At 60.2% G+C, this 26924-nt stretch carries 19 protein-coding genes; 8 read left to right on the top strand and 11 right to left on the bottom strand.

The features are described 5' to 3' along the window. Positions 1 to 5: 5 nt before the first annotated feature. The 6 genes from CKW40_RS30840 to CKW40_RS30815 form a co-directional block, all read right to left on the bottom strand. A complete protein-coding gene (locus CKW40_RS30840) occupies positions 6 to 2117 on the bottom strand; it encodes a 3'-5' exonuclease (RefSeq protein ID WP_095203540.1) in 2112 nt (703 codons plus the stop codon). Next, complete coding sequence (locus tag CKW40_RS30835) at positions 2114 to 3241, bottom strand: hypothetical protein (protein WP_198421171.1); 1128 nt, start codon at positions 3239 to 3241, stop codon at positions 2114 to 2116. The genes CKW40_RS30840 and CKW40_RS30835 overlap by 4 nt, the downstream gene beginning before the upstream one ends. 8 nt (positions 3242 to 3249) lie before the next feature. Continuing rightward, positions 3250 to 6252: a site-specific DNA-methyltransferase gene (locus CKW40_RS30830; RefSeq protein ID WP_095203539.1), complete on the bottom strand. Its 3003-nt coding sequence runs from the start codon at positions 6250 to 6252 to the stop codon at positions 3250 to 3252. Further along, entirely contained in the window at positions 6249 to 9329 is a 3081-nt protein-coding gene (locus CKW40_RS30825) for a BPTD_3080 family restriction endonuclease (RefSeq protein ID WP_095203538.1), read from the bottom strand. The genes CKW40_RS30830 and CKW40_RS30825 overlap by 4 nt, the downstream gene beginning before the upstream one ends. Before the next feature lie 9 nt (positions 9330 to 9338). Then, positions 9339 to 9536 (bottom strand): type II toxin-antitoxin system Phd/YefM family antitoxin, encoded by a 198-nt coding sequence (locus CKW40_RS30820; protein WP_095203537.1) that lies wholly within the window; start codon positions 9534 to 9536, stop codon positions 9339 to 9341. 333 nt (positions 9537 to 9869) lie between these two features. Continuing rightward, complete coding sequence (locus tag CKW40_RS30815; RefSeq protein ID WP_095203536.1) at positions 9870 to 10790, bottom strand: BrxR family helix-turn-helix transcriptional regulator; 921 nt, start codon at positions 10788 to 10790, stop codon at positions 9870 to 9872. Positions 10791 to 10891: 101 nt separating this feature from the next. On the opposite strand from CKW40_RS30815, the gene CKW40_RS30810 reads away from it, so the two are divergent. From CKW40_RS30810 to ligD, 5 genes are all read left to right on the top strand, one after another. Then, positions 10892 to 11857, top strand: coding sequence for a CBASS oligonucleotide cyclase (locus CKW40_RS30810; protein ID WP_095203535.1), 966 nt, complete (start codon positions 10892 to 10894; stop codon positions 11855 to 11857). A gap of 6 nt (positions 11858 to 11863) precedes the next feature. Next, positions 11864 to 12379, top strand: a complete 516-nt coding sequence (locus CKW40_RS30805; protein ID WP_095203534.1) for an HORMA-1 domain-containing protein — start codon at positions 11864 to 11866, stop codon at positions 12377 to 12379. Beyond that, positions 12376 to 13314 (top strand): AAA family ATPase, encoded by a 939-nt coding sequence (locus CKW40_RS30800; RefSeq protein ID WP_095203533.1) that lies wholly within the window; start codon positions 12376 to 12378, stop codon positions 13312 to 13314. The genes CKW40_RS30805 and CKW40_RS30800 overlap by 4 nt, the downstream gene beginning before the upstream one ends. A gap of 25 nt (positions 13315 to 13339) precedes the next feature. Then, positions 13340 to 14863 (top strand): SAVED domain-containing protein, encoded by a 1524-nt coding sequence (locus CKW40_RS30795; RefSeq protein WP_095203532.1) that lies wholly within the window; start codon positions 13340 to 13342, stop codon positions 14861 to 14863. Positions 14864 to 15532: 669 nt separating this feature from the next. After that, positions 15533 to 17470, top strand: a complete 1938-nt coding sequence (gene ligD, locus CKW40_RS30785; protein ID WP_095203531.1) for a DNA ligase D — start codon at positions 15533 to 15535, stop codon at positions 17468 to 17470. Positions 17471 to 17483: 13 nt separating this feature from the next. Here ligD and dinB read toward each other — a convergent pair whose 3' ends face one another. Together dinB and CKW40_RS30775 are read right to left on the bottom strand one after the other, a co-directional pair. Continuing rightward, positions 17484 to 18602 carry a DNA polymerase IV gene (gene dinB / locus CKW40_RS30780; protein ID WP_095203558.1) on the bottom strand — a complete coding sequence of 373 codons (1119 nt, stop codon included), beginning with the start codon at positions 18600 to 18602 and terminating at the stop codon, positions 17484 to 17486. 106 nt (positions 18603 to 18708) lie between these two features. Further along, complete coding sequence (locus CKW40_RS30775) at positions 18709 to 19323, bottom strand: hypothetical protein (protein WP_143748397.1); 615 nt, start codon at positions 19321 to 19323, stop codon at positions 18709 to 18711. A gap of 139 nt (positions 19324 to 19462) precedes the next feature. On the opposite strand from CKW40_RS30775, the gene CKW40_RS30770 reads away from it, so the two are divergent. Genes CKW40_RS30770 through CKW40_RS30760 form a run of 3 tightly spaced genes read left to right on the top strand, consistent with a single transcriptional unit; the run spans position 19463 to position 24928 of the window. After that, positions 19463 to 20224: an ImuA family protein gene (locus CKW40_RS30770; RefSeq protein ID WP_095203529.1), complete on the top strand. Its 762-nt coding sequence runs from the start codon at positions 19463 to 19465 to the stop codon at positions 20222 to 20224. Then, positions 20139 to 21662: a Y-family DNA polymerase gene (locus CKW40_RS30765; RefSeq protein ID WP_095203528.1), complete on the top strand. Its 1524-nt coding sequence runs from the start codon at positions 20139 to 20141 to the stop codon at positions 21660 to 21662. The genes CKW40_RS30770 and CKW40_RS30765 overlap by 86 nt, the downstream gene beginning before the upstream one ends. After that, entirely contained in the window at positions 21659 to 24928 is a 3270-nt protein-coding gene (locus tag CKW40_RS30760; protein WP_095203527.1) for an error-prone DNA polymerase, read from the top strand. Before CKW40_RS30765 ends, CKW40_RS30760 begins: the two co-directional genes overlap by 4 nt. Positions 24929 to 24950: 22 nt before the next feature. Here CKW40_RS30760 and CKW40_RS30755 read toward each other — a convergent pair whose 3' ends face one another. The 3 genes from CKW40_RS30755 to CKW40_RS30745 form a co-directional block, all read right to left on the bottom strand. Continuing rightward, a complete protein-coding gene (locus tag CKW40_RS30755) occupies positions 24951 to 25736 on the bottom strand; it encodes an AbiJ-NTD4 domain-containing protein (RefSeq protein WP_095203526.1) in 786 nt (261 codons plus the stop codon). Positions 25737 to 25740: 4 nt separating this feature from the next. Then, a complete protein-coding gene (locus CKW40_RS30750) occupies positions 25741 to 26202 on the bottom strand; it encodes a hypothetical protein (RefSeq protein WP_095203525.1) in 462 nt (153 codons plus the stop codon). Positions 26203 to 26335: 133 nt separating this feature from the next. Then, a complete protein-coding gene (locus tag CKW40_RS30745; RefSeq protein WP_095203524.1) occupies positions 26336 to 26875 on the bottom strand; it encodes an SOS response-associated peptidase family protein in 540 nt (179 codons plus the stop codon). Positions 26876 to 26924: the final 49 nt, after the last annotated feature.

Genomic DNA, 26924 nt, shown 5'->3' with positions numbered 1-26924 from the left:
AGGGATCAGGCTGCCTTCGGCGGACGGCGTTGGGATAGGTCAGAGAAAAATTCGGATGCCGGATCGACGCCCGAAACAAGCAGGTGGTCGCGGGCGCGCGTACAGGCCACGTAGAATAGATGCCTTTCCGTCTCATATACCTCGTCAAGTTCGGATTCGTCGGCGACCGTCTCGACACGTTCCTGTAGCGGAAGGATGTCATCGTCGCACGCCATGACGGCGATGGCTTTGTATTCAAGCCCCTTGGCAAGGTGCATCGTGCCGATAGCGATACGGCCCTGCGGTTCCTCCAGTCTCTCCGAGAGTTCGAGCTGGACATGGCCCGCGGCCTTCACTGCTGCTCGCGCGCGCGATAATTCGCCATTCGACCGAACGAACAGACCGATCTCCGCCGGGGCCACACCGTCCGCGACAAGCGTCTTGATCCAATCGGCTATCCCTTGCTCCTCGGCAGCGGCGCTCGGAAATGTTCTGACTTCTGGCTCGGGGCCGTTGAAGATGGATACGGTACCGCGGCGGTCCTGCTCCACGCCATCAACGTCCTGCACTACCTTGGGCAACAGGCGATCTGCCGCCTGCCTTATCTGGTGAGACGTGCGGTAGTTGACCTTCAGTGTTTTCGAACGGCCACGGATATCCACGCCGAGAGCTTTCCAAGAAAACGGCTCCTGAAAGATGCGCTGACCGAGATCGCCCGCAAAAAAGAGCGTGTCAGAACCTGCCGGCGTGATCGCGGCCAGCATGCGCAATTCGGGGACGCCTAAGTCCTGCGCTTCATCGACGATGGTGTGCGAGAACGGCTTCTCGGCTCGCGCCGAAAAATGCCTGGTGACCTGCCCGAAGATCATCGGCCAGGTCAGAAGACCCTGAGCGGCGAGCAATGCCCGTGCCCGCTCGAAAACAGGCCATAGGGTCTCGCGCTGTTTAACGCCAAGACGGTTCTTCCGGCCAAGCCGTGGTACGTCCTGATAGGCGGTAGCGTCGGCGACCTGCCACGCATCGACCACGTTTAGCCACTCCGACGCAAGGAATCGCGGCGTGAAGGTCGTAACGCCGAGTTCCGCCGCAGCGGTTTTCAGTGCGCCGCGTACTTGATCATCCGAGGCTGCGCGCGGGTGGTGGCCGAAGGCCAGCGTGAATAACTCGCTGGAAACACCGCGGAACGGCAGAACCGTGACGCGCGGGATAACCCCCTTTTCGACGCCGGTCAGTAGCCGCAGCTTGCCTTCAAGCGCATTGGCGAGGGGCAACGAAAAAGTCGTCAAAAGCAGACGCGCCTGCGGGTCGTTTTTGAGGATGTTGGCTGCCCGGTGGATGGCCACAACGGTCTTACCCGTACCGGCCGACCCCGAAACACGGGCGGGGCCGGAAAATTTTTGGCCGACAACCTGACGCTGGGAGGGATGCAGGAAAACCGCCCATTGGTCCCACGGAAAATCGAGTGCGCTTTTCAGCTCGTCCACGTCTTCCATGAGGCGGAAGCGGCGCTGCGCGTCCGGGTGTTCGAAGGGGTTCGCCACATCCGGCGAAATGATTGCCGGCATTTCCGGCTTCTCGCCCACGGCGAGATCCAGCAACGCTTCAGCTGCCTCGCCGGGAAGATGGGCGACAAGATCGAAAATCGAATCTTCGGTCGCCGTTCTGACATCAGCAAGCCAATCCTGTGGCACGCCATACACCAGCAATTCGTCATCGGAGTATCTGGCAAATAACGGCGGCAGGGCGGGCCGTGCTGGCGCGGGAACCGGCACCGCTTCCACGGCCCTTTGAACGAAGATTTCCTGAACGCGCTCCCGTACCTCGACGATCTGCGCGGCGCCTGTCTTGGGATGGGTCTCTATGCGCCGCCGCTCCGCCCAGGCGTAGGCGGCATTATGATGATCGACGTAACAGATCAGAAAGCTGTCTTCGGTCTTGTGGACGATCAGCCGAACGTCCCGGCTCACTCGTACCGACCAGAAATTCTCGTCCTTGGAGTTGTCGATGCGATGAAACTGAAGGCCGGGATGGGCCGGGTCCATTTGCAGATCGAAAACAGTCGTCTTGACCGCCTTCTGCTCCTGCGCCGGGAGCTTTGCGAGTGCTTTGGGAAAGCTGTCCGCGATGCAGAATATCATGCGCGCACTGCCTCTTTGGCAATCGCACCGACGATTTTAGATCGGGAGACAGCGCGTTCGATCAGGTGAGCCTCTTCGCCGGTCTGGCTGAGCCAGTCAAAGAGCTTCTGCAAGCCGTGGCGCGTCGAAGAATCGTCGCGGCAATTCGCGATAAGGCACAACTGAATCTTTTGGATGTTGTCGGCCACGTAGATTCCGAACGACCCCGGCACGATGGTGGCATCAGGGAAACCAAGCAGTTGCATGGCCTGGCTCTCTGTCACCGACTTATGGCAGGCGATGACATGCACCGGGCCGGCAACTGATCCCTTAAGTTGCGGGGCAGCAAGATAGTCCTTGAGGAATGGCTGACCAACCATCTCTCTGGCGGCGGCGACAGTCATTGCGGCAGGAATTGCCGCAGGCCGGAACAACACTTTCTTGCCGCTTAACTGAACGATCAGCCCGTCTCCCTCCGATGCGGACGTTCCTCTTGCGGACAAAGCCTCCGATAGGACATTGCGCATAGCCGCCTGACGGGTCACAAAGTCCAAGCGCGACCAGTCGAGCGCGGCACCAGTATTGTAGCGGCTGCGCTTGACCTCTCTCGCCCCTTGATGGGCGATATTCAGAAGCGACTCCCGAACGGCCTTCCGCGCCTCTTGCAAGACGCCGTCAACTGTGGCGGCGGCCGAACCCCGAAACAGGTTGGCCTGATCCACATAGACCTGAAACCGCCTGTCCTGGGGCGCCGACGGGCGTGATTGCTTATCCTCGGCCAGCAGCGAAAGAACCGAGACTTTGCCGGGAGATTCCGAAAGGGCGGTCATCATCTCCGCATGGCAGATTCCTATATCCCCCTTGTTTAGGCACCAACCAGCGTTGCCGTTGTAGAGCACCAATAGGAGGTCGGCCTCCCGGGCCTGCTCAATGCAAAGGTCCCAACTGTCCTGTGAACCTGGTTCGGAAGGCTCGTCCTCGTTTATCCAGACCTCGAAAATTTCCTTCCCAAAAATCGCCGCCGACTCGATGTCCGCTTTCAGTTGCCGCCGGATAGCAGTGAGAGTCGTCTGTCCTTCACCGGTCGCCGGGAAGCGATCGTCGCAACGGCTGGAGATCATGATCCTGATTTTGCGACGCCCCATCGATGCCTCTATACTGCAAAAACCTTCATAACTTCGTCACCGAAGTGGTTGATGACCTTGACCGCGAAGCGGCCGGTCTCCGGCCTCGCGAAGGGACGCGATGTATCTCGGTACAGCGTCGCCCATGCGTCCGCGTCGATCTCGGCCTTCAGCGCGGTCTTCAATGATTTGTATGGGTCGTTCGCGCCCATGAAATAAGCATGGCGAACGAAGAAGCTCGTTTCGTCGTAGTCCGTGTCGATGAACCAAGCCGCTATATCGTCCTTGCCACTGGCGCGCACGTCGCCAGTCTTCGGATCGAACACGTCGACACCCAACACCTCGACAACGATCTCGCCGTCGGAATCGAACTCCCACTTGATGTCAGGCTCGCCGAAGATGATGAAAAGATTGCCGGCCCCGGTGTTTTTCAGCTCGTCCGACATATGCAGCTCTGGGTTCATCTTTGCCTTCAGGATCGGCAAAGGCCCCAGCTTGTTTAGTTCCGACGTGTGCGCCTCGAAGTTGAATCCGCAGGCAATGAGGGCATCGAAGCGCGCATCGAGCGCCTCCCGCGCGGCTGCCGTCAGGTCCGCTCGGCTGACGGTGCCAAACTCCGGTCCGATGAAGATCGCGGCGCGCCGCTCGGCCTCACCCTCCATAAATCGACCGTCCGCAGCAACCCAGTTGCCGGGCCAACCGGTGATGGCGGTAAACTCAATCCGGTCATCCTTTTTGGCTTGCTGCACGCCCGACGTGCGCAGGTGTTCGAGGATCATGGTTGTGAAGTCATTGAGTTGATCGGTTCCTTTTGGCAGCGGGCGCCTACGCCTTCCTGACGCCGCCTCAGGCCCCTCAGCCTGTTCGATCTCGCTCGACGGTACGACACGATGTGGCGAAAGGCTCTCTACAGTGAATGGACCTGCAACGCGAACCCGCGTTTTGTCCTCAAAGGGACGGTCGTAGAGAAGCTCAACATCCGCCTTCTTCGCGATCGACTCGTCGACCTTCTTCTGCCGCGCGAGGCGCTGTTCCCACCACGCCGCATGAACGCCCTTGACGTTGCTTAACCAGCCATCAGCAGCCTCGCGTGGGATTTCCCATTCTTCCCATTTCTTGCCGAGTGCCGCGTTCAATTCCTGGCGTAGCGATTCAAGCTTCGTATGAAATTCATCCAAGATGACGTCGATCTCTGCATTGTTAGCAATGACGCCCGATGTAATGTAAGTTGCACGGTCATAGACGAAACCTTGGCGAATGTCGCCATCTGTTGGTCCGTCAAGAGGCGGCTTGCCCGTTAGTTGTGCTTCCTTCAAGCGACCTTCTTTGCTCTCGGAGAGCAGGTAGTACGGATATCGTGCACCCATTACGCGGGCACGGGCCAGTGCCAGCGCGACACGTGATGTATCGATGGTGATCCAACGGCGGCCCCATTGCTCGGCGACTGTTGCTGTTGTGCCAGAGCCGCACGTCGGATCGAGCACGAGATCGCCGGGGTCGGTGGTCATGAGGATGCAGCGTTCTACGATTCTTTCATTCGTCTGAACGATGTAGATCGGGCTAGATGCACCTCCAAAACCATCCCACCAGTTGGATATTTGCTTGAAGGGAAAGTCTTCGAGATAACGTTTGTAGTCGAGAGCTGTTTTTGACCGGATCAATCGATCCGCCGCAGCTATCCGTTCCATACCTGTTAGCTCGCTGGATTCTTTCAACGAAGTATGACGCCAGCAGTTGCCTCGTGGCGGAGAAATGCTGTCGCCGCGCCACCGAACGGGCGCGTCTTGGCGTGCCCTCGAACCACCATTTGTGATTGGCCACGGCCTAAACAGCCTGCCGCCAGGGAACATCATTGAAATTAGGCGCGGCGAAGCACGGAAGTCGATCTTCTTTCCGGTTTCGTCGGTAAACTCCTTTAAGTTTATCCTATCGCCACTTGGCGTTTCAAGGCGCGAAAATTCATCGATCGTTTCAGCATCCAACGATCGGCGCTCAAACAGAGATCGAAACTTCAGCTTCCCTGAATTTCTTTCGGATCGGCCGTACCAGAGGATATAGTCGTTGACAGGATCAAGGAATGATCCTTTCTGCGCCCCCTTCTTCTTCACCAGCAACTCGGCGATGCAATTTTCGTCTCCGAAAATTTCATCCATAAGCGCCCGGACGCGGTGCACGTTGTCATCACCGATCTGCACAAAAATGCTGCCACTCTCCCTCAGCAAGTCCCGCATGGCAGTTAGACGATCGCGCAGATAAGTCAGGTAGGAATGGATGCCGTCTTTCCACGTGTCGCGGAATGCACGCACCTGCTCCGGTTCGCGTGAAATCTCTTCAATCTTTCCGTCCTTCACATCCCTTGAGCGCGTTGAAACCTGCCAGTTCGAATTGAACTTGATGCCGTACGGCGGATCAAAATAAATGCACTGCACCTGACCGCGCAGGCTCTCGCGCTCGGCGAGGCTTGCCATCACCTGAAGGCTATCGCCCAGAACAAAGCGGTTCGACCAGTTCTGGTCGTGTGCGTAAAACTCGGTCTTGGCTTCGGGGTCGATGCCATTGAAGTCGTGGAACAGGTCGGGCGTGTCACTGTCCGCCTCTCGCTTGGCCTTGGTCTGCCGGGTCAGATTGTCGATAATCGCCTTGGGGTGAATCTTCTCCTGGATGTAAAGCGGTGGCGCGTGCACGACGAGATCGGACCAGTCCTGCTGGTCCTTCCCGCGCCAGACGAGCTGTGCATCGGATATGTCAATGTAGCCGGTTTTGGCGGCCTTCTTGATCTGCTCATGTGTCAGACGGACGCGCGTTCCCTTCCAGACCATTTGAGGATCGAGGTCCTTGTCGCGCGGGCGCGTTTCGCCCTGCGCCAGCGGATGACTGCGCAAATAGGTTACGGGCGCGAACGGAGCGATCTCCTCGGCCCGCTGCGCGGCTGACTGCAGTTCGGCAGTCGGGATGTTCTTCCGCTTGGCCTGCGCATGGCGCAGCGCCTCGACCTGCTTCGGTGTCCCTGCCGCTTTTTTCCCGTTACTCATGCCCCACTCACTTCTTTCAACAGTGCAGCGCCGTGTTTCTCAACCGACCGGTCGATCAGCGCCCCAAATTCTTTTTGCATTTCGAAAACGTCATTGAATTCCTCAAAAGCCCATCTACCGAAGGTGCCGAGATTGTTCACACCGCGCACCCATTTCTGAAGCATCGTTTCGGACTTCAGCTTTACGTTCTCGCGGCGGTAGCCCTTGACCTCGACGACGAGGCGCAACAGGTCCTCCGGTCCCTTGCCATCGTCGATCAACACGACGAAGTCGGGGATATAGAAGCGCGCTATGGAGCCGTCCCTATACGGGACTTCGAGCCCGAGACCCTGGTTCTTGACGTAGCTGACCACGCGCGGATCAGCCTCGGCCGCACGGGCAAATTCGGCTTCCCACTCGCTGTCGCTGACGACATAGTTTATGTGGCACTTCGCTGGAGAGGTCGCGTACAAGTCCTTGCTGGTCATGAAGCCCACATGGCGCGTCGAGCCTTTCGGATTATAAGGATCAAGGACCGCGCGGATGCGCTCCTCGTCGCCAATCGCTGCGGCGATGCCATTGTAGATGCGCTCCGCAGCCTGACTGGCGATGCTCAAAATCTGGAGCATCCAAGTGCCGGTGCCGCCCTTGCATTCAAGATAGCCTTCGTCGATCCAGCGCCGGACGATGCGCTGGATCTGATAGAAGAGATGCAGCTTTGGCTCGCCGTCGGCGTCTTTGAAGTACGAGTAAAGCAGATACTTGGCGAGTTCGTAGGACACGGTGCTGGGCCGCTTGTCCTTCATTTCGGCGACGGTGAGCGTGACGCCTTCGCCGACTATGCCTTCCAGCAAGGTCTGACCCGGTCCGACCATATCGGGCGTCAGGACCAGCTTTGAGTTCGGGTTGAAATTCGCCTGAAGTTTTTCTTCGGGCAGGTCGATGCGGTAGCCGACGACGCGCGGATATATGATCTCAAGCGCCGCCCGCTCTTTGACGGCCGCAACGCGCGTCAGCTTCTTCGGCGGCTTGACGGCGGCGACCTGCGGCTTGGCCGTGAAATCGAACGGGATGCCCATGATGTCGGCGTATTCGACATTGAACAGGCCTTCATCATTGAGGTCATAGGAATAGCGGCGAAGGCCGCGGCCGACGACCTGTTCGCAGAGAAGCTGGGTGCCGAACGCGCGAACGCCCAGAATATGGGTCACGGTGTTGGTGTCCCAACCTTCCGTCAGCATGGAAACCGACACGACGCAGCGCACCTGCTCGCCGAGGCGGCCTTTTTTGCCGACAGTGTTCATCACTTCGCGCAGCAATTCGGAATCGGATATCTCGCCGACGTCGCCGGAGCCGGAGCGCTGTGCGATCTCGCGCTTGTACTGCTCGATTTCCAGAGCGGCGGCCCGGCGGAAATCATCATCCAGAGCACCGCCTGATTCGAGCTGCTTGCTGTCGATCAGCAGGGTATTGGGCCGCGCCAGGCGATTGCCATGTTCATCGAAATTGCTGAAGAGCTGGAGGTTCCCATGATGAACCGTGCGCAATTCGGATGAGTCTTCCGCCACCGGCCGCTGCCAGCCCGAAAGCCATTCGTAGACCAGTTTTGACGCGGATGTGTTGTTGCAGACGACGATGAAGACCGGCGGCGATTCAATGCCAGCCTGCCGCCAGCGCTCGAACGTCTCCTCGTAATGATTGTAGAGCGCGACGAGTGCCGTCTGGAGCTTGGCCGGCAGCGACTGCGGATCGAGGTCGCCCTGACCTTTGCCGCGCCCCTTTTTCGGCATGTCGTCGCGGATATGTTCCCACAACTCGCGGAAGATCGGCACTTCAGCTTCGGGGATATTGTCCGCAACAGGAACGCGCGGCAGCTTCACGATCCCGCACTCGATCGCGTCCATCAGCGAGAAATCGCTTACGGTCCAAGGGAACAATGTCCCTTCCGCATAGCCGGAGCCGCGCAGAAAGAACGGCGTTGCTGACAGGTCATAGACGGCGCGCACGCCCAGCTTGCGCTTGAAGGTTTCGATGCCGCTGATCCATAGCCGCGCGGCGTCATTCTCGTTCTGCGCCTCTTTTTTGTCGTCACCCTTGAGGTCTTCGAGGTCGTCGTTGCCCGGCTTTTCGCGGTAGCAGTGGTGCGCTTCATCGTTGATGACGACGATGTTCTTCAACCCCATCAGCTCTTCGGCCACGCGCCGGACCATCTGACCCTCGGTCTCCTTGGTGGCAATCGGCTCGTGCCGCCCTTGGAGCAGCGAGCGTCCGACCTTGTTGACCTCAAGCACCTCACGCAACTGAAGGCTATGGTAGTTTGTAATGACGATCTTGGCCTTGCCGATATCGTCGAGCATATCGCCCTGTACCAGCTCGCGCGTCCGGTAGTAGTTTTCCAGATCGCTCGGCAACAGGACGCGCAAGCGATCCTTGATGGTGATGCCCGGCGCGATCAGCAGGAATCCGCGCGAAAAGGTATTGCTGGTCGGAGAGCGGACCGCATTGACGGTCTGCCATGCGATCAGCATGGCCATGACCGTGGTCTTCCCGGCACCGGTCGCCATCTTCATCGCGATGCGCACCAGCTCGGGATTGGCCTGCTCGTTCGCGCCGAGAATGTGTTCCCAGATCGTGGCGTATTGCTTCCGGGACTTGGCGACTTCGGTGAGCCAGATGATCGTTTCGACGGCTTCGATCTGGCAGAAGAACGGCTTCGTGCCCTGAAACTTATAATTGCGCCAGTGATTCAGTAGGCGCGCGGTCGCAGGCGTTACACCCCAGCTCGATTGCGGCAACGTCCGCCACGCCGCGAGATGGCCCCTGATTTCATTGATGATGGGGGTCGGGTTGTATTCCTGCTCGTCCGTCGAAATGTCGTCGCCGGACTCAAGGATCAGCTTGCCCTGCGCCTTGTCTGAACGCTGCTTTCGCTTTCGCGGTTTCGGGACAGGCGTGATGAGTTCGGACCGGCGCCGACCAAGGCGCGGCGGCTCGCTCAACGGCTGGCCATCAGGATCGAGCGCGTGATGGCGCTGCGGTTCCTCATAGGGCGAGTTGAGAATGGGCTTCTCAAAAAATGATGGCGCGGCTGTCGTCATTTTATCTTTTCAGCGTTCAGTTCGCGGCCGCCCCGGTGCGCCACCTGTTTGGGTCTGCTCCACAGCCTTCAGCCGTTCATATTCTTCGACGGCTATGACGACCACGACCTTGCGGCCGTGTTTCTCGACGGCGACAGGCTCGGCGCGGGCCGTATCGATCAGCATGCCGAAGGCATTCTTGGCATCCTTGGCCGACATGGTTTTCATCAATACTGGCCCCGGCGGAGGTTGGGTCCATAATGGCTATTTGGGCTACAACCCGCAATCCGGAAGCGACGTTTGTTTTCCCTAATCTGGGGTTCATCCACCGCTCAAATGGCCTGCTTCGTCTGGAGCCGTCCGTCGCCTCACAAGAGGCGGGCGACGGCGCGACGGCGAACAGGCCACCGGCCTGCTTTGATGGTGTGTCCCGAGCCTTCTTGCGGAAGAATCGTCATCCGGCAGGGGCCGAGAGCCGGCGAAGCCCTGGCGATGCAGGCACTCGGGGCGCCAGCCTAGAGCCTGACCCGCCGTTGCCTTGGCGATGCGGGACGCGCCCGCCTACGGCTGCTTAGGTTGATCGCTCCTCGCCGCGGCAACATCGTAAAACTCTGCACGTTTCTGCGCCGCCATCACATACTCCTTGTTCAGCAAAACGATATGCTGGGCGCGCGGCTTCTCTTTCTCAGGATCACGAAGCAAGCCGAGTCTTTTTAAGACGTAAAACAACATCGCCATGCGAACCGAAAGGACGGCTTTGCCATCCTGCATGCCGTAGTCTTTCGCGACGACGGTCTTCTGACTTTCGGTCAGCTGCGGATGCGGCGTGATCTCCACCGCAACGTGCTCTTGCCAGAGCGCGTCGTCCTGGCCACTGGCTCCGCCCGGCCCGAGGGAACGCACGTCAAGAATGCGCGGCAGCAGGAAGTCTTTGAACTTTTCGTCGACATGGCAGTAGGCCCGCGCGTGCCAACGAAAGCCATCATACCCGAAGGCATGGGGCGACATCCGCCGCCATACTGGATCGGTCCGAATGTCGCTCATGGATTGGTAGAGCACCTCTATCGATTTTCCATCGCGCATGGCGTCGAGAACAGCCCGCAACCCCGCGGGTTCGACATCCCGATGCGGGGTGAGGGCTATGTCCGTATCGGCGCGATAGCCGATCCATGATTCCGCCGGCTTCGCCAACCCCTCCGCAAGCGAGCGCAACCGCGACAGATAGCCATCCGAATCGGGCTGCAAAAATTTCGGTTTGAAATTGGGCGACGCGACATAGCGCTTGGCGCTCTTGTCGTAATCCACGTTTCCCGGTGCCCGCTCCTGATAGAGCGTCAAGTCCTTGGATGCCTGCGGCACCGATACCCCGAACATATCGATGATGTCCTTGCGGCGGACCCCGCCCTCCCAGAACAGGCGGAATTCTATGAACTCCAGCCGCTGTTCGACGCCCCACCGGATGCCGATCACTTCATCATTCATTGCAAACCTCATAGATGGGGATAGAAACTATATTGACAGCTAAACGCGATCCGTATAGTAACTTACCCCATCGGAATCGTCAATCGAGACAGGTGCGTAACATGAGCCGCGACCACGTAAGTCACGCCGAGCTGGTTCGTTTTGCCGACGAACGGGTGAATTTGAAGCGCGACGACGCTGCGGATTTGCGCGCGCAGGCCAACCGATTGCGCGACCGCCTGGAGACGTATCTGGCAGATCACCCCGACTTCGCGCTGCGCAAGATGATGCTGTCCGGAAGCCTCGCCAAGGGCACGGCGCTGAAATCGATCAGCGATATCGATGTGGGCTGCTATGTGTCCTCGGACTCGGCCCCGGACAGGATTTCCGACCTGATCGACTGGCTGGCAAAGAAGCTCGAGACGGCGTTCCCGAATTTCAAACCCGAGCAGATCAAGCGCAAAACCTATTCTGTCGGCGTCAACTTCATCTCGACCGGCAACGAGGTCGACATCGTTCCGATTCTCTACGCTGGCGATCCGCAGTGGCGCGGCGACCTTGTCTCGCAGGACACGGGTGAAAAGCTGATGACGAGCGTGCCGATGCACCTCGAATTCATCCGCAAACGGAAAACCGCCAACGACAAGCATTTCGCGCAAATCGTGCGGTTCGTAAAGTTCTGGAGCCAGCTTATCAAGCAGCAGGACGAAAATTTCCGGTTCAAGTCCTTCATGATCGAGCTGATCGTCGCCTATCTCGCCGATCGCGGCCTTGCGCTGAACGACTATCTGTCGGCGCTGGGCGAAATCTTCGCTTTCATAGCGAACGATGACTTCGAAACGGCCATCGCCTTTGCCGACTACTACAACCCGGCGACCTGTGCGGCGACGGGCGCGCCCGTCCGAATCTGGGATCCCGTCAACAACAAGAACAACGTCAGCGCCCTCTACACCCAGCAGAACAAGGAGAAGATCGTCGAAGCCGCCCTTGATGCGGGTGATGCGATCGACTCAGCGCTGCGCGCGATTAGCAAGGGCGAGACCGTGCGCTACTGGCAGAAGATTTTTGGCCCGACGTTCAATGTGTGAGGCAGTATGAGCTCCTATTCGACCACCGATACCGAAGCCTTCACGATCGCCCATGCCCGGCGCATCGCGTCGAAGGTTGCCACCGACCTTCTGCGGTTCCAGTCGCTCTATGGCGGCGTTCCTTCCGACGCCATGATCAACGACTACGAGAAGGAGATCGTCGAGTTCCTGCGGCATGATTGCGTAGACACCGTGACGTACGGCTTTAAACGCGACGGCAAGTGGACTGAGGTCGCTGTTCGCTACCGCGCACTTGCCGGCGGCATCCTCGTTTCGGATGACGACCCTGGTAAGATCAGGCCGCGCCTGGATGTCGCCGGCGCAGGCTTCACCTCGTTTCTCTCTTACAGCGCTAAGTGGTGGAGCAAGACGCCCGCCGAACGTCAGGCGATTGAGAGCGCCTGCCCCTTTCAGCGGTCGTCGGGCACCGAGCCCCCCCTCGAATCCGGGTACTGGACCGACGATCTCAACTACATCGCCGGCGGCCGTGGCCTCGGCCGCAGCACAGTGAGGAAGATATGAGCGATGCCATTTCAATTGACGACCTTTTCGACCGCCGTCTCGATTTCCCCGATATGGGCGCCGCGCGGCGGCTGGCACGGCTTGTCGGCATAGACGAAGCGAAGACGCGCCTCGCCAAGGTTCTCGGCGTTCTCGTCAATCCCGCTGGCCCGCGCGAGTGGGCTGAGAAGCACCACAAGGGTGCGTCCGTCGCGATCGACTATCTGGAGCGGCGCCCGCCGCTTGTCATTCTGGCGGGCGACGTCGGCACGGGAAAAACCGCGCTCTCTGAAACCGTCGGCGATGCCGTCGCCCGGCAGGAGAAGATCGGCGTCACACTCTACCCCTTGTCCCTTGCAACGAGGGGAAGCGGCAAAGTGGGCGAAATGACGAAGCTGCTCTCGGCGGCATTCGATGCCACGCTCCTTGCAGCGGAAAAGCTCAAGCGTTCGTCCGGAAAGGCGTCGGGCGGGATTATCTTTCTGGTCGATGAGGCCGATGCCGTTACGCAGAACCGTGAAAGCGCCCAGATGCATCACGAGGACCGGGCGGGCGTCAACGCGTTTATCCGCGGCGTGGACCGGCTTGCCGAGAAGCAGTTGCCCGTGGCCGTCGTTCTTTGCACCAACCGTTTGTCGGCCATCGACCCGGCCGTGCAGCGGCGCGCCGCCGAGATTTTCGATTTCGACAGGCCCGGCGACAAGCAGCGCCGCGCCGTGATCGAAGACCCGTTGACCGAGCTGGGTTTCAACAAGGCGCAGATTGATCAGGTCGTGAAGCTGACCGGCGGCGAGAAGGATGCGGTCGGTTACACTTTCTCCGACCTGACGCAGCGCCTGCTGCCGACCCTCATCCTCGACGCTTATCCCGATCTGCCTGTCAGGTTCGAACGCGCCATTGAGATCATTCAGACCATGAAGGCCACGCCGCGCTTCCGCGACGGCAAAACGACGTGACCGCAGCTTTTACGGAGGACTGCCCTTGACCCAAGCCGTTATCGTCGCCCGCGATGGAGCGGCCTATCAAGCCCGCCTTTTCTGGCAGAAGGCGGCGCTGCTTCTCGATCCCCACGGCCCCGTCGTAAAGGTCGGCTTCGAAAGCGGCGCGAACGGGTTCGATGACATGTGGGTCGAGTATGATCCGGCTCTTCTCGATCAGGAGGGGCACCCGCTGCGCCGGGAACATGTCCAGTGCAAATGGCATGTCAGCCCCGACAGCTACGGCCATGCTAGCCTGACTGATCCGGCATTCCTCGGCGCGACGGCGCGGTCTCACTTGCAGCGCGCCATCAAGGCGCAGCGCGACCACGCGCCCGACGGCATGGGCACTCGCTTTCGGCTCGCCAGCAACTGGCGCATAGATCGCGCAGACCCCCTCCGCGCGCTCGTCAATGAGCGTTCGCACACGCTTCGCGTCGGCATGCTTTTCGGAACCGCCACCGACAACAGCGCCATGGGCCGAGTGCGCAAGCTTTGGCGAGAGCACCTCGGTGTTACGGACGACGAATTGCGTATCCTCGCGCGGACCCTCGCTTTTTCGGAAACGTCGGAATCGCTGGACGGGCTGCGCGAGCTTCTCGACCTGCATTTCCGGGCAGTAGGACTGAAACGCAGCCCCCCGAACGAGAGCGCCTTCATCTATGATGAGGTGGTCTATCAATGGGCGGCGCAGGGCCGCCTGGAATTCACGCGCGCGAATTTCCGTGGCCACTGCGAGAAAGAAAGCCTGATCGGCGAGCCCGGCGAAGGTCGTCCCCGCGTTTATGGCGTTAAATCCTTCGAGCATGCCACTGACCGCCTCGAAGACCGCTGCTCCAAAGTGCTCAACCTCGTACCCGGTTTTGCCGACCGCCAGATACGGCCGGACTCGGACTGGCAGGGGACGCTGTATCCGATGCTGAAGACGTTTCTTCTTGAAGCCGCGCGCGAAAGCGAACGGATCAGGCTTGTTCTCGACGCCCACCTCACGCTTTCATTCGCGGCAGGTTCGGTCCTTAATATTAAATCTGGGCGTCTTATCGAGCTGGAGCAACGAACGACGGGCCGCGCGGTCTGGGCGCCCGATGACCAGCCTCACGATCCCGCCTGGCCGGGATGGACGTTCAGTGAACACTACGGCAAGCTGGAGGGGGACGGGATAATCGTCACGGTGAGTCTCACCCATGACGTGGCGGGGGCGGTGTCACGATACGCTGTCGCGTCGCTGCCCGATTCGCCCGCGACCCTTGACGCGCGGATTGCGACCGCGCCGGGCGCCCGCGCCGTCAGTTGCGGCCGTCATGCTTTTGAGCTTGCGGAGTCTCTGGTCGCCAAAATCAAGTCTCTGCGCGACGCCGCGCCAGGACAAAGGATTCATTTGTTCATGGCTGTTCCGGGGGCCTTTTCATTCTTCCTCGGCCAGCGCGCAACCGCCATCGGGCCGGTCACGCTTTATGAGTTTGATTTTGATGGTGCGAACGGGGGTAGCTACGAAGCGTCGCTGTCCTTGTCAGTCACGGGGACGTAGGAGACGAACGAGCCGTATCGCTCCCTCTCGAAAATCATCATCCCGCCCGCGCCTGGGCCGACGCTCGCTCCTGCGCTCCGCCCGCGAGATGCGCGGCGGTTATCTGATCGTGGCGGATTTGATGATGTTATGCCTCGTGCCGCGCGACATTGTCGTCGCGGCGATCGAGACAACGAGGCTATACTAGGAGGAGCCTCGGCAGGCCTGCCACCATGTATTCCATTGGTATGATCCAGTCGTGAATATCAATCCGACCCGCAGATGATGTCGTAGTTGGTGGCCGTGAGCCACTTGAGGAGCACGGGCAGCCAACCATTGACGCCGTTCACATTGAATGTGGCGATACGAACCATCTGCCCTGCGGCCGCGGCTCACTTTTGCCGAGCTTGTCCTCGACCTACTGTTGCCTTCACGGCCGACTTGACCTCGGCCTAGCTGGCCCGAGTTTTGCCCGCCTCGTACTTCACCTCGTGATCTTGTCCACAGCGACCTTCGCGTGGTCTTGGCTGCGTCCACGTGTTCTTTGAGTAGTAGCCATTTCTTCCTCCAAGGATTGCGTTCCAGCCCACAACAACGCCGCTGGACCCTTCCGATTCAATCAATCGACGCGCGGTGTGGAACTGAACCCCAGAGCGAAGTATTGAATCGCACTATGTATTCGAGTTCCGAATGTCGGCCGTAGAGGCCACCCGCAGCAAAAAGCGCACACGGCGCAGAGACTCAGAATCTATCCCTACATATCCGCTGCCGGTGTTTCGTCCCTTCCAGCTCTGCACGCTGACAGACGACATACCGGCGGGCAGCGATTGGCTCTTCGAGATGAAGTTCGACGGCTATCGCGCACAGATCGCCATCTCGGGCTCCGAGGTCGTGGTCTATACCCGCAACGGCCACGACTGGACCCGGCAGTTCAAGGTCATCCTCCAGCCGCTTCAGGCGCTGACCAAAGCCTCGGCCCTGATCGACGGCGAAATCGTCGCCATCGATAGTCAAGGCCGCACCAACTTCTCCATACTGAAAACTGGCATTGCCGTAGGCATGCCTCTCAAGTTCTATGCGTTCGACCTGCTCGAATTGAATGGCGACGATTTGTCGAACGAACCACTCGTTGCGCGTAAGGAACGGCTTGAGGCCCTTCTGGGCGAGCGGGACCCGGGCGACAGTCTGCAGTTCTCCAGCCACATCGTTGACCGGGGCAAGAAGGTGTTCGATGCCATGTGCGAGGGGGGCCACGAGGGTGTTATCGCCAAGCGCGCGGACAGTCGGTATGTCGGCGACCGCACCGCCAACTGGCTCAAGATCAAGTGCACGAAACGACAGGAATTCGTAGTCGGCGGCTACCGCCCAAGCGACAGCGGCCGGGGCATGGCATCGCTGATCCTTGGCACCTACGAAAACGGCACGCTGGTTTACCGCGGCCGGGTCGGCACCGGCTTCACCGAGGCGATGCGCAAGAACATTCTCTTGCAGCTTGAGGAGCGGCGCGTCGATAAGCCGGCCTTCGCATCCGTTCCGCGAGACATCGCGCGCAGTGCTCGGTGGGTGAAGCCCGAGCTGGTTGCCGAGGTCACCTATGCTGAAGTGACACCCGACGGCAGCCTGCGGCATCCAAGCTTTCAGGGCATGCGCGAAGACAAGCGAGCCGACCAGGTCGTGATGGAAATGCCGAAGACACCCGCCACGCTTGGCTCCGCCGATCTCGTTCCGGGGATCGGCAAGGAGATCGCCGCTGCTGTCGGCGTCAAGCTGACGCATCCGGACAAGATCATGTACCCCGGCACCAAGGTGACAAAGGCCACGCTAGCCGCTTACTACGCGGCGGTCGCCGAGAAGATGCTGCCCCACATCCAGGATCGGCCTCTTTCTCTAGTGCGAGGCACCGATGGCGACCTGAAGCAGACCTTCTTTCAGAAGCACAAGCTACCAGGCATGCCCAAGGCCATTCATGACGGCCAGTTGGAGAAGCTGTCCGGCAAGGAAAGTCGCATCTTGTGGGTCGACAACCTCGCGGGACTGATCAGCGGCGTCCAGATGAACGTGCTCGAGTTCCACGTCTGGGGCAGTTTGCGCCAGCAACCGACCCTGCCGCACCGCATGATCTTCGACATCGATCCCGACGAGGGTCTGGACTTCGGTGACGTGAAGCAGGCAGCGCTCGATATCCGGGATATTTTGGAAGCCCTCGGGCTGCAGTCCTGGCCTTTGCTATCCGGCGGCAAGGGCGTTCATGTGGTCGTGCCGCTCGTCCCCGAGGCAGACTGGGAAGAGGTCAAGAGCTTCAGCCAGGACTTCGCCGAACTATTGGCCCGCACTGATCCGTCGCGCTTCGTCGCCAACATGAGCAAGGCGAAGCGCAAGGGCAGGATGTTCCTCGACTATCTGCGCAACGGCCAGGGCTCTACTGCAATCTGTCCCTGGTCGACTCGAGCGCGCGCGGGTGCGTCGTGCGCCGTGCCCGTCACCTGGGACGAGTTGCCTACGCTCGAAAGCGCCAAAGGTTTCGATGTTTTTGCGGCCGCCGCCCGGGCTCAGCGGCCCGACGCTTGGGAGGGCTATTTCGACGTCGAACAAACGCTCACTGAACCTATCCGCAAAGCAGTCCAGTAGAGACGCTGCCGTCCTAGATGGTCAGCGACATTTGCCGATCTGGCTCGGATCGCATTTCGCCAAAATTCGAGATCGTCACTCCAAGTAGGCGTATTCCCTTGGTGACGGGGAATACCTGATCGAGGAGCACGCCGCTGACGGTCGCTAGGTCCTCCTCGGCTTCGATGGGGCCGGCGATCGTGCGGCTGCGCGTGATCTGCTGGAAGTCGGCGAATTTCACCTTGAGAGTCACGGTGCGGCCCCGGATCGAGCGTTCGTCGCAATAGCGCCAGACCTTTTCAATCAGTGGCCGCAGTTCGCCGCGAACGCTTTCGACGTCGAACAGATCGGTGGCGAAGGTGTCCTCGGCGCCGACCGACTTGCGTTCGCGGTCGGCCCGCACTGGACGTTCGTCGATACCGCGGGCAATCCAGTAATAGTACGGGCCCGACTTGCCGAACTTCTCCTGCAGGAAGGCCAGGCTCTGTGCGCGCAGGTCGCCACCGGTCTCGATGCCGAGCCGGCCCATTTTGTCGGCCGTCGCGGGACCGACCCCATGAAACTTCCGGACGGGCAATGCCTCTACAAAGCCCGGCCCCATCTTCGGAGTAATGACGAACAGCCCGTCGGGCTTGTTCTGCCCAGACGCGATCTTAGCAAGAAATTTGTTGTAGCTGACCCCGGCCGAAGCCGTCAGGTCGGTCTCGGCTCTAATCTTTGCCCGGATCATTTCCGCGATTGTCGTGGCCACCGGGATGCCCTGCAGATTGTCGGTGACGTCGAGATAGGCTTCGTCGAGCGACAACGGCTCGATCAAAGGCGTGTGCTCGGCGAAGATCGCGTGGATTTCCTGTGAGACGGCACGATAGGCGTCAAAGCGCGGCGGCACGAAGATCAGTTCAGGGCATTTGCGTTTCGCGGTGATCGAGGGCATGGCCGATCGCACGCCGAATTTGCGAGCTTCATAGCTCGCGGCGGCCACAACGCCGCGCTCGCGCGCGCTGCCAACGGCGACAGGCTTGCCACGCAATTCGGGATTATCGCGCTGCTCGACTGAAGCGTAGAACGCATCCATGTCGATATGAATGATCTTGCGCCGGCCGGTGGATTGCCCTGCGTTCTCCACGGCCGCGCTAACGCCACATGCCCCCATGCGCGCGCCAATGTCGACGGTATTCAAGAGATTGGCGACTGACATCGGCTGCGAATCGGTTGGAAGAAGAAACGAAAGAGCGAATGAATCACATTGCAGATGGCGTCTACGCCGGGAAAAGATTGAGCTGGCGGTCGTCTGGTTTGTCGCACCGCCATTCGGCGCGGAGTCGAACGTATTCTTCCTCGAAGCGTTCGCGCTTGAAAAGCCACACGCGCATCAAGGGATAAATGCGCTCGTCATAGAGCCGTCGCTGTTCTTCGGTTAGCCGATCAAAGTCCCAATCGTCGAGTAGGAAGGCCACCTTATCTTCGGGCCGGCCCTCATAGAAGTAGCCTTCCTCGCACATCTCTTCGAGAATGCCGGCATTGGCGGTTTGGAAAAGCCATTCGCTGCGCTCTTCTTCCGATGAGAACTTGAAACGCTGTGGTTTCTGAACAAGTTCGAGTTCGGCCGAGTTTGGCACTTTGTCGGCGGCCCAGCCGGTACAACAGGCTCGGACCGCCGCTTGGTCGGCTTCATCCCAAACCGTGCAAATGGCAAGCTCCGCCTCCGGCACCTTGCCTACGAAACCGCGGATATCCCAGCCTTCGACAACGAACCGCGCCGTCGCTGCTTCGTCAGGCGTCACGCCAGCTTTGTCGAACACATCCTGCGCGGCCAGCAAACCACGGATTATGCCTTCCGGCTGCGCTCCCTCCACTCGGATCGTAATAGTCATCTTCGTCTCCTTACTCGTAGTGCCCTCCGAGCCCATCAGGTCCTTTCCGATACGGCACTCACATCATCCCGATTGACTCTTTGTCGCCATGAGAACAAATGTAGAACATATCACAGGCTTTCCGTGTTTCAAGGGACAGATGAGTGCATCGGCGCCACCTGCTGTCATTTCCGATCTTCGAGAGCGCATTCAGCGTCTGGAAGGCTCAACCGCGCGTCGGCGCACGGTTTTGCCGTTCGGAATCCGAGAAATCGACCGGATTTTGCCTGGAGGAGGACTGGCTGTTGGAAGCCTGCATGAGGTGGCCGGAGGCGGCAATGGAGCGATCGACGGTGCCGCCGCAGCGCTGTTCGCGGCTGGAATCGCTGCTCGAACACGCGGAAAGGTACTCTGGTGTGTGACCAAGCCGGATCTCTTTGCGCCAGCGATTGCGCAGGCCGGCCTGCCACCCGACCGGGTGATTTATGTCGAGGCCGGCGACGAGAAATCGATCCTTGCCTGTTTCGAGGAGGGACTTCGACATCCAGGGCTGGGTGCCGTGGTCGCCGAGGTCGCCCGGCTCTCCATGACGGCTTCGCGGCGTCTCCAGCTTGCCGCAGAAACATCCGGGTCGATCGGGATCGCCATCCGGCGCTGGCGGAGGCAGACAGAAGCCGCCGATTTCGGACAGCCGACGGCATCGGTCACCCGATGGCGCGTGTCGGTACTTCCCTCAACTCCCCTGCCAGTTCCGGGCATTGGACGCGCCCGGTGGCAGCTGGAACTGATCAGGTGCCGCGGGGCCGAAAGCGCCGATTTCGAAGTGGAGGGTTGCGATGACGAGGGTCGTCTCGCTCTTCCTTCCAATGTGGTCTACCGATCGTCTCAGAAGGAAATTGGGCGACGCCGCACCTCCGCCTGAGATCCCGCTCGTCCTGACTGGCCGAGACGGTAGGCGCCGTGTCGTGCGTGCCGCCGATGCCGCAGCAATTGCAGCGGGCCTGCGCATCGGCATGCCGGCGACCAAGGCGCAGGCCCTGGTGAAGGATCTCGTCGTCAACGACGCGGATCCGCAAGGCGACGCCGAGGCACTCGACCGTCTCGCGCTATGGGCGCTCCGGCGCTATGCGCCGATCGTGGCCGCCGATCCGCCCGATGGTCTGGTCATCGATACGACCGGCGCCGATCATCTGCATGGCGGTGAAAGCGCCATGCTTGCCGATATGATCGAGCGCCTCGCTGCGGCCGGCTTTGCCGCGCGTGCGGCAATCGCCGACAGTTGGGGCGCCGCCCATGCATTGGCACGTTTTGTCGCCGGGCCGATGATTGTCGTTCCCCCTGCCGGAAACGCCAACGCGATCGTGAGGCTGCCGATCGCAGCGCTCCGGCTGCCGGCCGACATGGTAGATAGCCTCCGCAAGCTGGGCCTGGACCGCATCTTGGACCTCGTCGCCAAGCCGCGCGCACCGCTCGCTTTGAGGTTCGGACCCGAACTCGGTCGTCGTCTCGACCACGCGATGGGCCGGCTCTCCGAACCGATCGATCCCATCCGCCCGCCGGACATCACCGAAGTGCGCCGAGTGTTCGGCGAGCCGATCGGTGCTGCCGAGACGATCGCCCGCTACACCGGAAAACTCGTCGGCGAACTTTGTGACGTTCTCGAAACCCGAAGCCTCGGTGCCCGCCGCCTCGATCTTTTGCTCCACCGGGTCGACAACCGCGTCGAAGCAATCCGCGTCGGCACGGCGTTGCCGGTGCGGGACGCGAAGCGGCTAACCCGCTTGCTTACCGACAAGATTGAAACCATCGATCCAGGCTTCGGCATCGAGTTGATGCAGCTCGCCGCCACCATCGCCGAACCGCTGGTAGCCAGACAGACGATCTCCTCGCTCATCGAAACTCCCGAGGCTGATGTCTCCGATCTCATCGACACGCTTTCCAACCGCGTCGGCGAGGAGCGTCTCTATCGCATGGCGCCGATGGCGAGTGACGTGCCTGAGCGATCCGTACGACGGGTAGCGCCGATCGCGCCAGAGAGCGGAGAAGGATGGCCTAGACACTGGCCGCGTCCGGCTCGTCTGCTGCCAGTCCCGGAGCTTATCGAGACAGTGGCGCTGTTGCCGGATCATCCACCGGTCACCTTCACTTGGCGTGGCATACGCCGGCGCGTCAAACACGCCGATGGCCCTGAGCGTATCTTCGGCGAATGGTGGAAACGAGACGCCGAGTTGATCGCCGTGAGGGATTATTTCCAGGTCGAGGACGAAGCCGGCGAGCGTTACTGGATTTATCGCGCCGGCGATGGCGAGGATCTCACGACTGGCTCGCATCGCTGGTTTCTGCACGGAATCTTCGGATGACGGCCACGCGCTACGCCGAGTTGCAGGTGACCTCGCACTTCTCGTTTTTGCGCGGTGCAAGTTCGTGCGAAGAGCTTTTTGCGCAGGCGGCTACGCTCGGTATTGAGGCGCTCGCCATCGTCGACCGCAACAGCCTGGCCGGCATCGTGCGCGCCCACGAGGCGGCGAAGATCACCGGCGTCAGGCTGATTGTTGGCTGTCGTCTTGACCTCAGCGATGGCATGTCCGTCCTCGTCTATCCGACCGATCGGCCCGGTTATTCCAGGCTCTGCCGGCTGCTGTCTCTTGGGAAAGGCCGCGGTGGCAAGGCCAAGTGCGTCTTGGACTGGTCCGATCTCGTCGCCTATGGTGAGGGTCTGATTGCGGTTCTGGTGCCGGACGAACCGGACGAAACCTGCGCCCAGCATTTGCGCTGGCTGCGCGACGCATTCGACGACCGAGCCTACATGGCGGTAACGTTGCGCCGGCGACCGAACGATCAACTCAGGCTGTACGAATTGACGAACCTGGCCGCGCAAATGCGTGTGCCGACCGTCGTGACCAACGACGTTTTGTTTCACAGCGCGGCACGCCGAATCCTGCAGGATGTCGTCACTTGCATCCGCCATAACGTCACCATCGATGAAGCCGGCTTCAGACGCGAACGGCATGCCGATCGTTATCTCAAGCCACCTGAGGAAATGGAGCGCCTGTTCGGCCGTTATCCCGAAGCACTCGCCCGCACCGTCGAAATCGCAGATCGCTGCCGCTTTTCGCTCGATGAACTCGCTTACCAGTATCCGGAAGAGCGGATGCGGCCCGACCTGACGCCGCAACAGGCTTTGGAGAAGCTCACATGGGAGGGTGCGATAGAGCGCTTTCCCGAAGGTGTGCCTGACAAGGTAACATCAATCCTGAAACACGAGCTTCAACTGATCGAAAAGCTGGAGTACGCCCCATACTTCCTGACCGTGAATTCGATCGTCCGCTTCGCCCGCAGCCGAGACATATTATGCCAGGGCCGCGGTTCGGCCGCCAACAGTGCGGTCTGTTATGTGCTCGGCATCACCTCCATCGATCCGGAGCGCAATGATCTGCTGTTTGAGCGCTTCGTATCCGAGGAACGTCGCGAGCCGCCCGACATCGATGTCGATTTCGAGCACGAACGGCGCGAGATCGTCATGCAGTGGGTGTTCGAAACCTATGGCCGCGATCACGCGGCACTTTGCTCGACTGTGATCCGCTACAGGTCGAAAGGCGCTTTGCGCGATGTTGGCAAGGCGCTTGGCCTTACCGAAGACCTGATCAAGATGCTGTCCGGTCAGGTCTGGGGCTGGTCGACAGAGGGCGTCGAGCCGAAACATGCCGAGGAGTTGAATCTCAACCTCAGCGATCGGCGTCTGCGGCTGGCGCTCGAACTCGCTCGCGAATTGATCGGCGCACCGCGCCATCTCTCCCAGCATCCCGGCGGCTTCGTGCTGACGCGCGATCGACTTGATGATCTGGTCCCGATCGAGCCGGCTGCGATGAAAGACAGGCAGGTCATCGAATGGGACAAGGACGACATTGATGCGCTGAAATTCATGAAGGTCGATGTGCTTGCACTCGGCATGTTGTCCTGCATGAAGCGCGGCTTCGATCTGCTGTCCGAGCACAAGGGCATCAATCTGGATCTCGCCTCGATCCCAGCCGAAGACCAGCGAACTTATGCAATGATCCGCAAGGCCGACACGCTCGGCACGTTCCAGATCGAATCCCGTGCGCAGATGTCGATGCTGCCGCGCATCAAGCCGCGTACCTTCTATGATCTGGTGATCGAGGTGGCGATCGTTCGGCCGGGCCCGATCCAAGGCGACATGGTGCATCCGTATCTGCGCCGGCGTGAAGGCAAGGAAAAAGTCGTCTATCCAAAACCAGAACTCGAAAAGGTTCTCGGCAAAACCCTCGGCGTGCCTCTGTTCCAGGAACAGGCGATGCGAGTGGCAATTGAATGCGCCGGCTTTACGCCTGGCGAAGCCGATCAACTTCGCCGTGCCATGGCGACATTCAAGCACACCGGCGGCGTCTCGAAATTCGGCACCAAGCTGATCGCAGGCATGGTGAAGAACGGCTACGAACGCGAGTTCGCCGAGAAGACCTTTAAACAGCTCGAAGGCTTCGGAAGTTACGGCTTTCCGGAAAGTCATGCAGCAAGCTTTGCACTAATCGCCTACGCCTCATCCTGGATGAAATGCCACCATCCCGATGTCTTCTGCGCCGCGCTCCTCAATGCCCAGCCAATGGGCTTCTATGCACCGGCCCAGATCGTTCGAGACGCGCGCGACCACGGCGTCGAAGTGCGCCCGGTCTGCGTCAACGCCTCGCGCTGGGATTGCACGCTCGAGCCAACCGAGATGGACGATCGCTTCGCCGTTCGGCTCGGCCTGCGCATGGTGCGTGGGCTCGCCAATGCCCGCACTGCAACCATCGTCGCCGCGCGCGCTGATCAGCCTTTCGTTTCGGTCGATGATCTCTGGCGCCGCGCCAGTGTACCGACTGCCTCGCTCGTTGAGCTCGCCGAGGCGGATGCATTCCAGCCCTCTCTGTCGCTGGCCAGGCGCGAGGCACTCTGGGCCATCAAGGCGCTGCGCGACGAACCACTGCCGCTGTTTGCTGCAGCCTCCGCGCGTGAGCAGGAAACGGTGCCGGAGATCCAGGAGCCTGTCGTAGCGCTGCGTCCGATGACAGCCGGCGGGGAGGTCGTGGAAGACTATGGTCACGTCGGCCTGACCCTGCGGGATCATCCCGTCACCTTCCTGCGCGCGGATCTGCGGCGCAGGCGCATCGTCACCTGCCGCGAGGCGATGGAGGCGCGCGACGGTCAATGGCTGGAGGCCGCCGGCCTCATTCTCGTCCGCCAGCGGCCTGGTTCAGCCAAAGGCGTCATGTTCATCACGCTGGAAGACGAAACCGGCATCGCCAACCTCGTGGTATGGGTAAAGGTGTTCGAGAAGTATCGCCGTGTCGTTCTCTCGGCCGGCATGATCGGCGTCTATGGTCGTATCCAGCGCGAGGGTGACGTGGTGCATCTCGTTGCCCATAGGTTGAGCGACCTGTCTGCCGATCTCGCCAGTGTCGGTAATCGCGATGCTGCGTTCCCGCTGCCGCATGGGCGTGGCGACGAATTCCATCATGGCAGCCCGACACCAGATCCACGTGGCCTGCCGAAGGGGCCGAAGCCTCGCAACATCGTCGACCCCAATGGACACATCGATCAGATCAGGGTGAGAACAAGGGATTTCCGGTAATGACGAAACGCCGACCCGCACACTAGGACGTACGGCCGACCAGAAAAATGCAAACCGCGCACGCGACACTGACAACGAGCTCGGCCTCGTCGTCGCGTGGCATTTCTCCCTCGCGCAGATGTCGGCCATACTGCGAGCCAAAGCCCCAGAGCTTCTCGACTGCTTGATCGAGCGGCTTAGGGATGTTCAGCTCGTTGACGAGCTGGCCAAGGTTCAGCTTGGGCTGTCCCGTGATATGGCGGGCAGTGGCTTCGAGGGCGGCAATCGCATGTTGGATTGCTCCGGTGCGGTCAGGATCTGGGCGGCGCGAAAGATCGGCTAGAGCTTCCCGGATTTCATTTGCGGCGGTCGACCGGTCGCTTAGCGCCAGCACCTCGACCGCCTTCGCCGTCACGCTGGCAAATCCTTCATGGCCACGGAAAACGAGGCCTTTGTGCTCCTCAAGCTTCCAGCCAATGCCCTTTTCCCGGAAGAAGCGGTTGAGCTCCTCTCGGTAGCGATCCTGACTCTCAAAATCAGGATCTAGTTCGCGCCAAATTGCCTCCGCGATGTCGTACACTTTGAACCAAGGGCAGTCGGCGACTAGGCCGAGCACCTCGTTGCGAACGTTCGATTCCGACCAATTGTTACTGTTCGGCATTTCAAACAAGACACCACAGACAACTTCACGAATCCATTTCCAACCTTTTCCTGCGCCATAGCCAATCTGGACGACCGCGAAGCGAAGGTTTTCCGGGGCATCTTCTCGGATGGTAATCTCGGCATCGGGGCCGCTATATCCATGACGCTCCGAGAACGGCTCGTTCATCGTTCTAGTCCCTGAACCAAGTGATGGCGTGCGCCCGGTCCGCCGCTCCGCGGCCCGCCGGCAATTCCAGGAAAAAGCCGACGCGGTAGTAAAGCTGGGCACGGAAAGCTGAAACTCTGATGAGGTCGCAGTCGCGCGGCTCATTGTTGGTTTCCATCTTGATCTCGCCGACTAAGATATTCGTCGTGTCATCGCCACGGTGATGGACAATGAGGTCCGGCTTCACACGCCGGCGGCCACCGCCGCGGCATTCGGCGGGTAGATTGAGGTACTTAGGATCGAGGTCGGGGCCGCGTCGGTTGTAGTCGGAATCGGTATCGAAACCCTCGAAATATGGCGCCACAAATCGCGCGAGGCGGGCGCCGACGGCGCGCTCATCAGCGTCAAACTCAACAAGCCGCATGTCAGCAGCCAAGAAATCTCGAAGGCCTGCCTCGAAATGCACGCAAATTTCATCGTCATTCATCAATAAATCATGCCATGAAGTATGCCGGTTTGCACGGGATCTCGATATGCCGGTCGCGCCCTCAAGGCAACCGGGTGCATCGGGTCCGACGACGGCGCTTTCAGGACGACAACGGGGATGGTGTCGCTGAGGATCAGTCCGAACCCGCGCGCACTGTCTCGACGTCGAGCGACCCCTTGGGAAGCGCCCGCAGCAGTTCCGCCTCGGGCTTCGTCAGATAAATCCACGCTCCCCAATCGGGCGGCTGTAGCACGACGATTTGGCGATCGTGAATGGGCGCGACGTCTGGGCCGGGTTCGGTCGTCAGCATCGTGAAGGCGGGCGGGTGATTGCCCTGGCCCTCACGCCAAAGGCCCGCGATCGCCATAAACGGCGCACTCTTAAGTGTGAACCGGTGCTTGGCTTTTGGATATTTCTTGCCGGTGAATTCGAAGAAAGCGCTTGCCGGAATCAGGCAGCGATTGCTGTTGGCGAAGCTCCGCCCGTCTGACCGGAAGTTGAATATCGGCCCGCCTTTGCTCGAGGGCGGAAAGCTGAAATTCATTTGAACCAGCTCGATCAGATTGCCGGTCGCGCGCATGACCGGCCCCATGTCGTTGATTTTGACGTCGTCTGACTGCGGCAGGTCGAGTTCTGTCTGTTGCGTCGGGATGCCGAGTTCCAGGTCCTGCATCACTTTGCAGTATTCGGCCCAGCGGATGTGTTGCTCGTAGATGGGGTGA

It is taken from the genome of Mesorhizobium carmichaelinearum (assembly GCF_900199455.1).
Taxonomy (GTDB): domain Bacteria; phylum Pseudomonadota; class Alphaproteobacteria; order Rhizobiales; family Rhizobiaceae; genus Mesorhizobium; species Mesorhizobium carmichaelinearum.
This window is presented reverse-complemented; position numbering and strand designations above follow the sequence as displayed.